This is a genomic window from Pseudomonas sp. LBUM1641 (assembly GCF_059716235.1).
In genome coordinates, this window is sequence record NZ_CP166815.1 from 459,957 (window position 1) to 473,724 (window position 13,768).

At 61.0% G+C, this 13,768-nt stretch carries 16 protein-coding genes and 1 pseudogene; 5 read left to right on the forward strand and 12 right to left on the reverse strand.

The window, feature by feature from the left end:
* Nucleotides 1–3 precede the first annotated feature (3 nt).
* The 3 genes from ACA046_RS02090 to ACA046_RS02100 all read left to right on the forward strand — a co-directional run bounded on the left by ACA046_RS02090 (nt 4) and on the right by ACA046_RS02100 (nt 2,616).
* Nucleotides 4–801 carry a transporter substrate-binding domain-containing protein gene (locus tag ACA046_RS02090; RefSeq protein ID WP_076018212.1) on the forward strand — a complete coding sequence of 266 codons (798 nt, stop codon included), beginning with the start codon at nt 4–6 and terminating at the stop codon, nt 799–801.
* 128 nt (nt 802–929) lie between these two features.
* Nucleotides 930–1,889: an amino acid ABC transporter permease gene (locus ACA046_RS02095; protein WP_497675831.1), complete on the forward strand. Its 960-nt coding sequence runs from the start codon at nt 930–932 to the stop codon at nt 1,887–1,889.
* Nucleotides 1,882–2,616, forward strand: a complete 735-nt coding sequence (locus ACA046_RS02100) for an amino acid ABC transporter ATP-binding protein (RefSeq protein WP_459025542.1) — start codon at nt 1,882–1,884, stop codon at nt 2,614–2,616. The genes ACA046_RS02095 and ACA046_RS02100 overlap by 8 nt, the downstream gene beginning before the upstream one ends.
* A 3-nt stretch (nt 2,617–2,619) precedes the next feature.
* Here the strand turns inward: ACA046_RS02100 and ACA046_RS02105 are convergent, their stop codons facing one another.
* The 12 genes and pseudogenes from ACA046_RS02105 to ubiE form a co-directional block, all read right to left on the reverse strand.
* Nucleotides 2,620–4,527, reverse strand: coding sequence for a methyl-accepting chemotaxis protein (locus tag ACA046_RS02105; protein WP_497675832.1), 1,908 nt, complete (start codon nt 4,525–4,527; stop codon nt 2,620–2,622).
* A 172-nt stretch (nt 4,528–4,699) separates the two neighbouring features.
* Nucleotides 4,700–5,572: a methyl-accepting chemotaxis protein gene (locus ACA046_RS02110; protein ID WP_412104179.1), complete on the reverse strand. Its 873-nt coding sequence runs from the start codon at nt 5,570–5,572 to the stop codon at nt 4,700–4,702.
* Nucleotides 5,558–6,616 (reverse strand): annotated as a pseudogene (locus tag ACA046_RS02115) (methyl-accepting chemotaxis protein); the annotation flags it as partial. The pseudogene ACA046_RS02115 and the gene ACA046_RS02110, both read right to left, overlap by 15 nt.
* A gap of 178 nt (nt 6,617–6,794) precedes the next feature.
* A complete protein-coding gene (locus ACA046_RS02120) occupies nt 6,795–7,502 on the reverse strand; it encodes a 16S rRNA (uracil(1498)-N(3))-methyltransferase (RefSeq protein WP_076018098.1) in 708 nt (235 codons plus the stop codon).
* A complete protein-coding gene (gene tatC, locus ACA046_RS02125) occupies nt 7,499–8,290 on the reverse strand; it encodes a twin-arginine translocase subunit TatC (RefSeq protein WP_026078063.1) in 792 nt (263 codons plus the stop codon). Before tatC ends, ACA046_RS02120 begins: the two co-directional genes overlap by 4 nt.
* Nucleotides 8,287–8,733, reverse strand: a complete 447-nt coding sequence (gene tatB, locus ACA046_RS02130; RefSeq protein ID WP_318301988.1) for a Sec-independent protein translocase protein TatB — start codon at nt 8,731–8,733, stop codon at nt 8,287–8,289. Before tatB ends, tatC begins: the two co-directional genes overlap by 4 nt.
* Nucleotides 8,734–8,743: 10 nt before the next feature.
* Complete coding sequence (locus ACA046_RS02135) at nt 8,744–9,022, reverse strand: twin-arginine translocase TatA/TatE family subunit (RefSeq protein WP_076018096.1); 279 nt, start codon at nt 9,020–9,022, stop codon at nt 8,744–8,746.
* A 25-nt stretch (nt 9,023–9,047) separates the two neighbouring features.
* Entirely contained in the window at nt 9,048–9,380 is a 333-nt protein-coding gene (locus ACA046_RS02140) for a phosphoribosyl-ATP diphosphatase (protein WP_017478214.1), read from the reverse strand.
* A gap of 2 nt (nt 9,381–9,382) precedes the next feature.
* Nucleotides 9,383–9,775: a phosphoribosyl-AMP cyclohydrolase gene (gene hisI, locus ACA046_RS02145; RefSeq protein WP_076018095.1), complete on the reverse strand. Its 393-nt coding sequence runs from the start codon at nt 9,773–9,775 to the stop codon at nt 9,383–9,385.
* A gap of 41 nt (nt 9,776–9,816) precedes the next feature.
* Nucleotides 9,817–11,421, reverse strand: coding sequence for a ubiquinone biosynthesis regulatory protein kinase UbiB (gene ubiB, locus ACA046_RS02150; RefSeq protein WP_167662977.1), 1,605 nt, complete (start codon nt 11,419–11,421; stop codon nt 9,817–9,819).
* The gene (locus ACA046_RS02155) at nt 11,418–12,041 is read right to left on the reverse strand and encodes a ubiquinone biosynthesis accessory factor UbiJ (protein ID WP_003209304.1); all 624 of its coding nucleotides are present in this window, start codon (nt 12,039–12,041) and stop codon (nt 11,418–11,420) included. The genes ubiB and ACA046_RS02155 overlap by 4 nt, the downstream gene beginning before the upstream one ends.
* The gene (gene ubiE, locus ACA046_RS02160) at nt 12,041–12,811 is read right to left on the reverse strand and encodes a bifunctional demethylmenaquinone methyltransferase/2-methoxy-6-polyprenyl-1,4-benzoquinol methylase UbiE (protein WP_076961787.1); all 771 of its coding nucleotides are present in this window, start codon (nt 12,809–12,811) and stop codon (nt 12,041–12,043) included. Before ubiE ends, ACA046_RS02155 begins: the two co-directional genes overlap by 1 nt.
* Nucleotides 12,812–12,954: 143 nt before the next feature.
* On the opposite strand from ubiE, the gene ACA046_RS02165 reads away from it, so the two are divergent.
* Both ACA046_RS02165 and ACA046_RS02170 read left to right on the forward strand, forming a co-directional pair.
* Nucleotides 12,955–13,230, forward strand: a complete 276-nt coding sequence (locus tag ACA046_RS02165; protein ID WP_076018093.1) for a polyhydroxyalkanoic acid system family protein — start codon at nt 12,955–12,957, stop codon at nt 13,228–13,230.
* Between the two features lie 105 nt (nt 13,231–13,335).
* Nucleotides 13,336–13,758 (forward strand): phasin family protein, encoded by a 423-nt coding sequence (locus ACA046_RS02170; RefSeq protein WP_076018092.1) that lies wholly within the window; start codon nt 13,336–13,338, stop codon nt 13,756–13,758.
* The last annotated feature ends 10 nt before the right edge of the window (nt 13,759–13,768 follow it).

A 13,768-nucleotide genomic window follows, 5' to 3' on the forward strand; every position in this document is an offset into this window, starting at 1 on the left:
ATGATGAAAAAGTATCTTTCGATGCTGCTGCTAGGCGTCACCGCACTGGTGGCGGTCAACGCGGCCCACGCCGGCGCCATCGATGATGCGGTCAAGCGCGGCACGCTGAAAGTCGGCATGGACCCGACCTACATGCCGTTCCAGATGACCAACAAGCGCGGTGAAATCATCGGCTTTGAAGTCGACATCCTCAAGGCCATGGCCAAGTCCATGGGCGTGAAGTTTGAGCCGATCTCCACCGGCTATGACGGCATTATCCCGGCCCTGCTGACCAACAAGTTCGACATGATCGGCAGCGGCATGACCCTGACCCAGGAACGCAACCTGCGCCTGAACTTCAGCGAACCGTTCATCGTGGTCGGCCAGACCCTGCTGATCCGCAAGGAGCTGGAAGGCACCATCAAGTCCTACAAAGACCTGAACGACGAGAAATACCGCCTGACCTCCAAGCTCGGTACCACCGGCGAAATGGTTGCCAAGAAGCTGATCTCCAAGGCCAAGTACCACGGCTATGACAACGAGCAGGAAGCCGTGCTCGACGTGGTCAACGGCAAGGCTGACGCCTTCGTCTATGACGCGCCGTACAACGTGGTGGCCGTGAACAAGGTCGGCGCCGGCAAGCTGGTGTTCCTCGACCAGCCGTTCACCTTTGAGCCCCTGGCGTTCGGCCTGAAGAAGGGCGACTACGACAGCATCAACTTCATCAACAACTTCCTGCACCAGATCCGTAACGACGGCACCTACGATCGCATCCATGACAAGTGGTTCAAGAGCTCCGAGTGGCTCAAGGACATGGAATAAGGTTGGCTTAATACCGAGTCGAGCCCTTCGCGAGCAAGCCCGCTCCCACATTAGATCGCGGTCGAAATGTGGGAGCGGGCTTGCTCGCGAATAGGGCCTGCCAGGCGATACACATCCCGGAACCTGAAATGAAACAGAAAAAAGCCCAATGGCCCTGGCACCTGCTGACGGTGCTGGTGCTGGTCGGCCTGGCCGGCGCGTTGTATTACGCCACCTCGCTGATGTCCTACGAATGGCGCTGGAACCGCGTGCCGCAATACTTCGTCTACCAGGCCGAAGAATCCCAGCGGGCGGCGGACATTTCCACCGTCAGCGAGTTGGTGCGCAAGGGCGATGTGGCTGAAGTCAGCCTGCGTAATGACGAGGGCAACGAACAGCACCTGACCGTGGCCGAGAACAGCCTGCAAGTGGCCAAGGGCGATGACGTGGCCGAGGGCGATGTAGTCGGCGTTACTCGGCATTGGGCTGCGGGCCCGTTGCTGTGGGGCCTGTGGACTACGTTGTGGCTGTCGGTGGTGTCCGGGGTGCTGGGACTGTTGATCGGCCTGGCGACCGGTTTGTGTCGCTTGTCGAATAACCCGACGTTGCGCGACTTGTCGACGATCTACGTCGAACTGGTGCGCGGCACGCCGCTCTTGGTGCAGATCTTCATTTTCTATTTCTTTATCGGCACGGTGCTCAACCTGTCCAGGGAGTTCGCCGGGATCGCCGCGCTGTCGCTGTTTACCGGCGCCTATGTGGCAGAAATCATTCGTGCCGGCGTGCAGTCGATTGCCCGTGGCCAAAATGAAGCGGCACGTTCCCTGGGGCTCAGTGCTGGCCAGTCAATGCGTCATGTGGTGTTGCCGCAAGCTTTCAAGCGTGTGCTGCCGCCTCTGGCCGGGCAATTTATCAGCCTGGTGAAGGACACCTCCCTGGTGTCGGTGATCGCGATTACCGAACTGCTGAAAAGCGGCCGTGAGGTCATCACCACCTCGTTCTCACCGTTTGAAATCCTGTTCTGCGTCGCAGGCCTGTACCTGCTGATCAACCTGCCGCTGTCGAAAATCGCCAGCCGGCTTGAGCGGAGGCTCGCGCAAAGTGATTGAAGTCCGCGATCTGGTAAAAGTCTTCGACACCCGTGGCCACGTCGTGCGCGCGGTGGACAACGTGACCACCCAAGTGGCCAAGGGTGAAGTGCTGGTGGTGATCGGCCCGTCCGGTTCCGGCAAGTCGACGTTCCTGCGTTGCCTTAACGGCCTGGAGGAATTCGATTCCGGTTCGGTAAGCATCGACGGCCTGCAACTGGCCGACCCGAAAACCGACGTGAACGCCTACCGCCGCGAAGTCGGCATGGTGTTCCAGCACTTCAACCTGTTCCCCCACATGACCGTGCTGGAAAACCTCTGCCTGGCGCAAAAAGTCGTGCGCAAACGCGGTAAGAAAGAGCGTGAAGCCAAGGCACTGGCCCTCCTGGAAAAGGTCGGCATCGCTCAGAAAGCCAACGAGTTCCCGTCGCGGCTTTCCGGTGGCCAGCAGCAGCGTGTGGCGATTGCCCGCGCGCTGGCGATGGAGCCCAAGGTGATGCTGTTTGACGAGCCCACCTCGGCGCTGGACCCGGAAATGGTCGGCGAAGTGCTGGACGTGATGAAGGCCCTGGCCCTGGAAGGCATGACCATGGTCTGCGTCACCCATGAAATGGGTTTCGCCCGGGAAGTGGCTGATCGCGTGCTGTTTTTCGATCACGGCAAGCTGCTGGAGGACGCCGCCCCGGCGCAGTTCTTCGATGCGCCGAGAGACCCCCGGGCCCAAGCGTTCCTGCGCCAGGTGTTGTAACGGCTAGACCTTGAACTTGCCCACCCATACCTGCAAATCCGTGCCCAGGCGCGCCAGTTCGACACTGGCCGCCGCAGTCTCCTGACTCGCGGCCGAGGTCTGTTCCGATACGTCCTTGACCTTCAGCACGCTGCGATTGATCTCTTCCGCGACGGCCGTTTGCTCCTCTGCGGCAGCGGCAATCTGCGGGTTCATCTCCTGAATCACGGACACGGTACGGGTGATGCCAGCCAGCGCATCACCCGCCCGGCGGGTCAGTTGCACGCTGTTGTCGGTGAGGCTGCGACTGTTGTCCATGATGTCCGCGACCTGCTGTGTGCCTCGGTGCAGGCCACTGATCAGTTCCTCGATTTCCTCGGCCGATTGCTGTGTGCGTTGCGCCAGGCTGCGCACTTCGTCGGCGACCACGGCAAAGCCTCTGCCAGCCTCGCCGGCGCGGGCCGCTTCGATCGCGGCGTTGAGGGCCAGCAAATTGGTCTGTTCAGAGACCGATTTGATCACCTCCAGCACGCTGCCGATCTTCCGGCTTTCCTGTTGCAAGCCTTGCATGGCCTGGCTTGACCGGGCCATCTCACGGGCCAGGTGCTCAATGTGCGCAATGGCCTCGGCCACCACCTGATCCCCCGCGCTTGCCTGCTGGTCGGCCTCGGTGGCAGCAAGCGAGGCTTGCTCGGCATGGCGCGCAACCTCCTGGGAGGTGGCGAGCATTTGATTCATCGCGGTGGCGACTTGTTCGGTTTCCTGTTTCTGGCCGTCGACCCCGGCACGGGTGTGTTCGGTGACGGCAGACAGTTGCTCGGCGGCGCTGGCGATCTGCCGGGCGCTGTCGCCGATGCCACCGATCAAGCCTCGCAGATTGACGGTCATCTGCCCGATGCTGCGCTGCAGTTGCCCCAGCTCATCCTGGCGCAAGGTCTGGATGTCGTGGCTCAGGTCACCTTCGGCAACCCGGTTGGCTACATGCAGTGCCTGGCGCAGCGGCGCGACGATCTGGACGGCGATCAACCAGGCGGCTACGACGCCGAGCAACAACGCCGCCGCGGTGACGTTGAGCAACAGGGCGCGGGCGAGGCTGGCTTCCTTGTCACGCTTGGCGGTCTGGTCCTGGCTCAGCAGGTCACTTTCCTTGAGCAACTGATCCAGCCATTGCTCAAGCTGGTTCTGGATGGCCTCGGTGTTGAGTTGGGTGTCCTTGAGGCGTGTCAGGTGAATCCGAAAGTCGAGCAGGGCGTTTTTCAGGGCACTGGCATCAACCGGCAGTGCGCCCACAACCGCTTGGGCGCCATCCAGAGCCAGTAGCGCGTCATTTACGCCGTTGGCATACGCGTCCAATGACGCCGCGGCCCACGCGGGGCTTTGGGTGCGGTCTTCGGCGTGTTCCATGGCCTGGCGCAATTGTTCTACGGCGTCGAGGGCCTTTTCATCGTCTTGATTGGGCAGGTTGCTGGACAGTTCAGAAAGGCTGTCACTGCTCTGTATTGAGCTGCGCTTGAGCTGTTCGCGGGCGTTCTCGCGTTGTTTGATCAGCCCGTCCAGGCTGCTGAAGGCGGTTTTGAAGCGGGTGACAAAACCTCGGCTTTCCTGCAATTGTCGTTGGTTGACCGGGTCTGAAAAACGTGGGGAAAGCTCAACCAGAAACTGGTCGATCCTGTCCATGTGCAGGCCTATCTTGGACAGGCTGGCGGGGTCGTTGAGGGTGCGATAGACAATGCGATCAGCGCGCAACTCTTCGCCGACGACCGCTAGTTGCGAAAGGATCGTGAGTTTTTGTGAGCGATTGAGCGATGCGCTCAAGGCTTGCCAGCCGGTAGACGCGATGATCAGGCTGAGGCTGAGCACCAGGCCAAAGCCCAGGGCAAGTTTGAGGCTGATGCTGATGTTTCCAAGCAGACGGGTCAGTGGACGAAACATGGTGAACCTCCAACGAATCAAAAGGAGCGTCTCAAGTGTCCGGCCGACAATGGTCAGGGGATTTGAAACGCTACTTTTATTCGGCGCCAGGTGTGTGATTCACGACCTGAAAAACGCGTAGGAAATTTCACAAGTTGTCAGGATGGCGGCCCGGATGGCCGCCGCGAGATGGCTAGACCTTGAAGCGGCCCACGAGGGTTTGCAGGTAAATCCCCAGCCGCGCCAGTTCGGCACTGGAAGCGGCGGTTTCTTCGCTGGCCGCCGAGGTCTGTTCGGAAACATCCCGAACGTTGAGCACGCTGCGGTTGATCTCTTCGGCCACGGCGCTTTGTTGCTCGGCGGCGGTGGCGATCTGCTGGTTCATCGCCTGGATGGTCGAGACGGTGCGGGTGATGTTTTCCAGGGCGTTGCCGGCCCGGCGGGTCAGCTCGACGCTGCTGTCGGTGAGGCTGCGACTGTTGTCCATGATGGTCGCCACCTGCTGGGTACCGCTTTGCAGGCCGACGATCAGCTCTTCGATTTCCTCGGTGGATTTCTGGGTGCGTTGGGCAAGGCTGCGCACTTCATCGGCGACCACCGCAAACCCGCGCCCGGCTTCACCGGCGCGCGCTGCCTCAATCGCGGCGTTGAGGGCCAGCAGGTTGGTTTGCTGGGCCACAGACTTGATCACGTCCAGCACGCTGCCGATCTTGTCGCTCTCGCGCTTGAGATGGCCCATGGCCTCGGTGGAGTTGCCCACCTCACTTGCGAGGCGCTCGATCTGGGCAATGGCCTCACCGACCACCTTGTCGCCTTCGCGGGCCTGCTGATCGGCGGCGACAGCCGCTTCGGACGCTTCCTCGGCATTACGTGCGACTTCCTGCACGGTAGCGGCCATTTCGTTCATGGCGGTGGCCACCTGGTCGGTCTCGACCTTTTGGCTGTTGACCCCGGCGCTGGTCTGCTCGGTGACGGCCGACAGTTGTTCGGCGGCGCTGGCAATCTGGGTGACCCCGTCGCTGATACCACCGATCAGCTCCCGCAGGCCTACAGTCATGCTCTGCATGGAGCGTTGCAGTTGGCCCAACTCATCGCGGCGTTCGGAGATCAGGTTGTGGCTGAGGTCGCCAGCCGCTACGCGTTCGGCGACTTTAAGGGTTTGGCTCAGCGGGATAACGATCTGGCGGGTGATGGCCCAGGCGGCGAGTATGCCGAAGGCCAACGCCAGGGCCGTGGCCAGCAGCAACAGGTTCTTGGCGTGGGCCGTGTCGGTATCGCGCACCACGGTTTGCGAGGTGGTGAGTTTGTCGCTGTGGTCGAGCAGGATGTCGCCTTGCTCGGCCATGATTTTCGTCGCGGCAGCGGTGGCCACTTGGGAATCACGGTACTGGCTGACGGCGGCGCGGTAGGCCTGCAGCGAGACGCTGGCTTCTTGCAGGTTGGCCCGATATTGCTCGGGCAACTGGTCGCTGAGGTCGGTGATTTTTTTCAGGGCGTTGTCGATGGCATCCAGGGCCGGCTGTTCGGCTTCGACCTTGCCGCTGTAGGTGTAGCCGCGCACCTGGAAGCGCGCTTGCTGGATCAGCTTGCTCAGGTCGACCACGCTGTTGAACAGGGTGACGCTGTCGCCTTGCAGCAGGGATTTTTCCACTTCGTTGGTTTTTGCCACGGCGTTGTCGGCGGTATCTCCCAGCTTGCTGCGGGCACCTTCGCGCTTGAGGCCGGCCTGCACCATGGCGCCGAAGGCTTTTTTGTATTGGCCCAAGGCCTCCTGTTGTTGTTCCACGACAAGCTTGTCGGCGGGTTGCTCGATCAGTTCTGCGGCGGTTTTCAGGCCGCTGTCCAGCTGTGCGATCAAGTCGTTGACCGCACCGGTACCTTGTTCGCCGCGACGCATTTCGAAGTCCAGGCGCGCCAGGCGCAGGTCTTTGGACAGCCCGTTGAGGCTGGAAATATAGCCCAGCTTGTCGCCACGGCTGATCACGCCGCTGAGGCCGGTCCAGCCGGTGAAGGTGATCAATAGGGTCAGGACCAATACCAGGCCGAAGCCTATGCTCAGCTTGCGGTTGACGCTGACATTCCCCAGTTTCTCGGCTAACCAACGATACATGCTGCGAACTCCCCTGGAACAAGGCTTGGACTTATTCAGAGCGTATCGGCAGGTCAGCAGGATTCTGTAGGAGCGAGCTTGCTCGCGAAGGTCGTCAACGATAACGCGGGCATTCTGAATGAGCGCGGTGTCCTTGAGTTTTTCGCGAGCAAGCCCGCTCCTACAGGAGAGGGCGGTGTCAGAAAAGGCGGGCGAGCAAGGCGGTGACGGCGGTTTCGACCCTCAGGATCCGAGCCCCCAGTTGCACCGGTTGTAACCCGGCCTTGGCCAGCAGATCCACCTCGTAGGGAATCCAGCCGCCTTCCGGCCCGATGGCCAGGGTGACCGGTTCATCCAGGCCACGAGGGCAGGGCGGATAGTCGCCCGGGTGGCCAATCAGGCCGAGGGTGCCGTGCGCCAGGGCGGGCAGGCGGTCTTCGACGAATGGCTTGAAGCGCTTTTCGATAACAATCTCGGGCAGCACCGTGTCTCGGGACTGTTCCAGGCCGAGGATCAGTTGCTCGCGAATGGCTTCCGGCTCGAGGAACGGCGTTTGCCAGAAGCTCTTTTCCACACGATAGCTGTTCACCAGCACTACCCGCGGCACGCCCATGGACGCGACGGTTTGCAGCACTCGGCGGAGCATTTTCGGACGGGGCAGGGCCAGCAGCAGGGTCAGGGGCAGTTTGGCCGGCGGCGGCTGGTCGAAGGTGACTTCCAGCTCGGCTTCCTGGGTTTCCAGGCGCAGCAATTGCGCATTGCCCATCAACCCGCCAATGCGCCCGACCCGCAGGCTATCGCCTACGGCGGCACGGTGGACTTCCTGCATATGCACCAGGCGCCGATCACGCAGCACCACCCGGTCGGCCGCGATAAAGTCGGCCTCCTCAAGCAGCAACAGGTTCACGGCTGGGTCGCTGGCGGCTGGTCGTCGTCGGCGGGTTGGTCATCCGGGTGATCGCCACGCTTGCTCACCAGGCTGCCAAACAGGATGCCAATCTCGAACAACATCCACATCGGTACGGCCAGCAGGGTCTGGGAGAAGATGTCCGGCGGGGTCAGGATCATGCCGACCACGAAGCAGCCGATGATCACGTACGGGCGGATCTTCTTCAGGTATTTGACGTCGACCACGCCGATCCACACCAGCAGCACCACGGCTACCGGGATTTCGAAGGCCACGCCAAAGGCGAAGAACAGCGTCATCACGAAGTCGAGGTAGCTGGTGATGTCGGTCATCATTTCCACACCGGCCGGCGTAGCAGCGGCGAAGAACTTGAAGATGAGCGGGAACACCAGGAAGTAGGCGAAGGCCATCCCGGTGTAGAACAGCAGGATGCTCGACACCAGCAGCGGCACGGCGATGCGTTTTTCATGCTTGTACAGGCCCGGCGCGATAAAACCCCAGATCTGATGCAGGATCACCGGGATCGCCAGGAACAGCGAAACCATCATCGTCAGCTTCAGCGGCGTGAGGAACGGTGACGACACGTCGGTCGCGATCATCGTCGCGCCAGCCGGCAAGTAGTCGCGCAGCGGCGTGGAGACGAAGGTGTAGATCTGCTGGGTGAAGGCAAACAGCCCGGCAAAGATGATGAAGATCGCCGCGACACAGCGCAGCAGGCGGGTACGCAACTCGGTGAGGTGCGAGACCAGTGGCATGTGCTGGTCGGTTTCCGGTTTATCAGCGCTCATGGGGCTCGCGGCGGCAATGTAGGGTCGTGGGGCGCGGGCGACACGGCAGGCGTCGGCGCGGGTTCGGTCGGGGTTGCTGGCGCGGCGGGCGCAGGCTCGGCGGCATGCACGGGCTCAACGACCGGTGCAGGTGCAGGTGCGGCGGGCGGTGCAATCGATTGCTCGGCCACAGGCTCAACCGGCTTGGGCGTTTCCTGCACTGGCGAGAGAATCTTCCGTGCCTCTTGCTCCAACGACAGAATGTGCTCGTTGTGCAGTTGCCGGCGAATCTCGTCGGCGCCTATTTCCCGTTCAACTTCCTGTTTGATGGCGTTGAAACTGCGTTTCAGGCGCCCGATCCACAGGCCGGCCGTGCGCGCGGCACCGGGCAGGCGTTCCGGCCCCAGTACCAGCAGGGCCACGAGGCCGACGAGCAGCAGTTCAGAGAAGCTGATACCAAACATTATTCAGTACTCACGAGTCTTTTTGGTTCTGCTCTTTGACGTGCTCGGCCTGTACGTCGAAGGTGCGACGTTCAGTGATCGGCTGAGTGGCCTGCGGGTGCACAGGCTGCGCCGGTGGCACCGGGTTCACGGTAGGGTCGGCAGGCTTTTCGTCGTCGTTCATGGCCTTGCGAAAGCCCTTGATCGACTCACCGACGTCGGTGCCGAGGTTTTTCAGCTTCTTGGTGCCGAACACCAGAACAACCACTACCAGAATGACGATCCAGTGTTTCCAGTCAAAAATGCCCATGCTGCAATTCCTCTGTAAAAGTTGGTCAGGCGGACGGGCGCGAGGCCTTTTCGGCATGCCCGGACAAGCCGAAGCGACGGTCCAGTTCATCAAGCACTGCCTGTGGATGCTGCCCCAGTTGGGCGAGCATGACCAGACTGTGGAACCACAAGTCGGCAGTTTCGTAGATCACGTCGCTGCAGTCGCCGCTGATTTGCGCGTCCTTGGCAGCAATAATCGTCTCGACGGATTCTTCGCCGAGTTTTTCCAGAATCTTGTTCAGACCCTTGTGGTACAGGCTGGCGACATAAGAGCTGTCGGCGGCCGCGCCTTTGCGGTCTTCCAGCACCTGGGCCAGGCGGTTCAGGGTATCGGTCATGTTCAGTGTCCTGCCGAGTAAATAGCGTGCGGGTCTTTGAGCACGGGCTCGACGGTCTTCCACTCGCCGTTCTCGAACACGCGGTAGAAGCAGCTGTGACGGCCGGTGTGACAGGCGATATCGCCGATCTGCTCGACCTTGAGGATCACCACATCGGCGTCGCAGTCGATGCGCATCTCATGCAGGGTTTGCACGTGCCCGGACTCTTCGCCCTTGCGCCACAGTTTGCCACGGGAACGTGACCAGTAAATGGCACGGTTCTCGGTGGCGGTCAGGCTCAGGGCCTCGCGGTTCATCCAGGCCATCATCAGCACGCGCCCGGTCTTGTAGTCCTGGGCAATGGCCGGCACCAGGCCGTCACTGTCCCACTTGATCTCGTCCAGCCAGTCTTTCATTTTCGGCTCCGGCAATTTGCGACAGTGTATAACCGGATTGGCTATCGACGCACGATCAGATACACGCCCACGGCGACCATGATGCCAGCTGGCCAGTGGCCCAGTTCGTTCAGCGGACCGCCGGCGGCCAGTATCGTGCCGCCCACCAGGTGCGCGGCGCCCAACAGGCGCAGGAACCAGTCGTCCTTGCGCTTGTGCCACGGCGGCGGCGGGTCGTTGGCGTGGGGCTGGGACATGCGCTCCAGCAGGTCGCGGGTCATGTTGGCCAGGTGCGGCAGTTGCTCGACTTGGCTTTGCAGGTTGCCCAGCAGGGTTTTCGGGCTGACACGGTCACGCATCCAGCGTTCGAGGAACGGCTGGGCGGTGTTCCACAGGTCCAGGTCCGGGTACAGCTGGCGGCCCAGGCCTTCGATGTTCAGCAAGGTTTTTTGCAGCAGCACCAGCTGCGGCTGCACTTCCATATTGAAGCGCCGCGCCGTCTGGAACAGGCGCATCAGCACCTGACCGAAGGAAATATCTTTTAACGGTTTTTCAAAGATCGGCTCGCACACGGTGCGGATCGCCGCTTCGAATTCATTGAGTTTGGTTTCCGCCGGCACCCAGCCCGAATCGATGTGCAACTGCGCCACGCGACGGTAGTCACGCTTGAAGAAGGCAAACAGGTTGCGCGCCAGGTAGTCCTGGTCTTCCGGGGTCAGGCTGCCGACGATGCCGCAGTCGATCGCGATGTACTGCGGGCTCCACGGGTTTACGGTGCTGACGAAGATGTTGCCGGGGTGCATGTCGGCGTGGAAGAAGCTGTCGCGGAACACCTGGGTGAAGAAAATCTCTACACCGCGCTCGGCAAGCATTTTCATGTCGGTGCGCTGGTCGGCCAGGGTCGCGAGGTCGGTGACCTGCACGCCGTAGATGCGCTCCATCACCAACACTTTCGGGCGGCACCAGTCCCAATAGACTTGCGGCACGTACAGCAACTGCGAGCCTTCGAAGTTGCGCTTGAGCTGGCTGGCGTTGGCCGCTTCGCGCAGCAGGTCGAGTTCGTCGTAGATGGTTTTTTCGTAGTCCAGCACCACGTCCACCGGGTGCAGCAGGCGCGCGTCGGCCGAGAAGCGCTCGGCGGCGCGGGCGAGGATGAACAGCCACGCCAGGTCCTGGCCGATGATCGGCTTGAGGCCCGGGCGGATCACTTTCACTACCACTTCTTCGCCGCTTTTCAACTGCGCGGCATGCACCTGGGCCACCGAGGCCGAAGCCAATGGCGCAATGTCGAAGCGGCTGAAAACTTCGCTGATCTTCTTGCCCAGCTGTTCCTCGATCAACGTGACCGCCAGTTGCGAGTCGAACGGCGGCACGCGGTCCTGCAGCAGCATCAGCTCGTCGGCGATGTCTTCGGGCAACAGGTCGCGGCGGGTGGAGAGGATCTGCCCGAACTTGATGAAGATCGGCCCCAGGTCCTGCAACGCCAGGCGCAGGCGCGCGCCACGGCTCAGCTCGAGGGTTTTGCGCGGGAACCAGCGCCACGGCAGCACATAGCGCACCGCCAGCAGAAACCACGGCAGCGGCAGGGCGAACAGCAGGTCATCGAGGCGGTAGCGGATTACGACGCGCTGGATACGAAACAAACGGCGGACGGCGAGCAGCTTCATGCGTTATCGCTTGAATCAAGGGAGCGGCTCAGGCGCTCGAAGCGCGCCTCAAGTCGTTCCAGGTCGAGTTTGGCCTGGTCGAGTTCACGAAAGCGCGCTTCCGCTTCCCGTTGTCCGACCAAGGTGCGCGATTCTTCGCTCAGGTATTCGGCGAGGTTCTGGTTCAGGCTGGCGAAACCCTGCTGGTACCAGCGCGTGCGACTGCGCAGGTGACCGCTGATCAGTTGGGTGGCCACCGGGCCGAGCCAACGGGACAGCTCGTACTCCCAGTCCAGTTCCAGGTCTTGCAGCACGGCTGCCAGGTCCATCAGCACCGCGCTGTCGCCTTCGAGTTCCACGTCCGGGCCGTGGAGGATCGCCGTCTTGTCCCGGCTCAGGGCCAGGCGCAGCAGGCTTGAGCCGGAAGCACGCAGGGTGCAGTCGGCATCGGCGGCCCAGTGGGACGCCAGCAACAGGCCTTCATCGCTGGGCAGGATAAACAGCTGCAAGGCGGGGCTGGTGCAATCGACGGCGATGATCCTGCCGTTCAGGTGCGCCAGTCGCGCCAGGGCGGTGCTGTCCAGGCGCAGCACACGGTTGAGGCCGTGTTCGACGCTGGCGAGCAGGCCTGCGAACAACATCAGGGCTTGATGCCGCGGTGCAGGGCAACGATGCCCGAGGTCATGTTGTGGTAGGTCACGCGGTCGAAACCGGCCTCTACCATCATCGACTTCAGGGTTTCCTGGTTCGGGTGCATGCGGATCGATTCGGCCAGGTAGCGATAGCTTTCGGCGTCATTGGTGATCAGCTTGCCCATCAACGGCATGAAGGCGAACGAGTAGGTGTCGTAGACCTTGGACATCAATGCGTTGGTCGGCTTGGAGAACTCCAGCACCAGCAGGCGACCGCCGGGCTTGAGCACGCGCAACATGGAGCGCAGCGCGTCTTCCTTGTGGGTCACGTTACGCAGGCCGAAGGCGATGGTGACGCAGTCGAAATGGTTGTCCGGGAATGGCAGCTTTTCAGCGTCGGCCTGGACGAATTCGATATTGCCCGCCACGCCTTTGTCCAGCAGGCGATCGCGACCGACCTTGAGCATCGAGCCGTTGATGTCGGCCAGTACCACTTGGCCAGTCGGGCCCACCAGCTTGGAAAACTTGGCCGCCAGGTCGCCCGTGCCGCCGGCGATATCCAGCACCCGGTTGCCGGCGCGTACACCCGACAACTCGATGGTGAAGCGCTTCCACAGGCGGTGCATGCCGCCGGACAGCACGTCGTTCATCAAGTCGTACTTGGCGGCTACCGAGTGGAACACCTCGGCGACTTTTTCCGCTTTCTGGCTTTCCGGGACGTTCTTGAAGCCGAAGTGAGTGGTGGGTTCGGCATCGCTGCCTTTGCGCTGATCAGTCATATCGCTGTCACCAAAAGAGAATGGGGGCATTCTAATCCCCAAGGCATGCTTTGTCTTGGCAAGGCTGAAGGTAAGATAGGTGGCCACCGAGACCTTTTGCCGCATGGCGGGTCGACAAGTCTCTATAACGAGGAGTCATTCAAATGGCCCGTATACAGGTTGAACGTGCCCACACACTGGGTAAAGACGCTGCCCGCGAAAAAGCCGACAAGTTGGCGAGCAAACTCAAGGATCAATATGGCCTGGAGTCTTCGTGGGTCGGCGACACGCTGAATCTCAAACGCTCGGGAGTTAAAGGCACCGTGAAAGTGGCTGAAGATTCCCTGCGCATCGAAGTCGAACTGGGCCTGTTGATGTCCGCCATGAGTGGCACCATCAAGTCCGAAATCGAGAAGGCGCTGGATAAAGCCCTGGCCTGATTTTCGTCCTTCTTAGGGTGCCGATTCTAATTTTTCTGCCTACTTTGTGCCCAAGCCCTCAACTTCTGTGGGCAGTTCCTCCCCCCTTTATGCGTGAGGTGCACCATGGCCAAAGTTATTTTGAAGAAAAAAATTGCTACCGGAACTAACGCCCTGATCGACGTTAAATCCTATGCCCGCAAGATCTGGCTGGCCGGTTTGGGGGCTTATGCCAAGGTCGGCAGCGAGGGCGCCGAGTACTTCAAGGAACTCGTTAAGACTGGTCAACATGTTGAAAGTAAAGGCAAAAAAGTTGTGATTGAACAACTTGGTGCGGCCAACAGTCAGATTGATCAAGTCAAGAGCGAACTCTTCGGCGTCAAAGGTCGAGTCGAAGTGCAACTGGATAAAGTTGAAAGCGCTTTTGATAGTCGTGTTGGAAGTGCCTTGAATCGGATCGGCATTCCGTCTAAACATGACGTGGAGACACTCTCTGCTAAGCTCGATGAGCTAACGGCATTGCTCGAACGTGTCGCGCGTAAACACTAAGGAGACAACG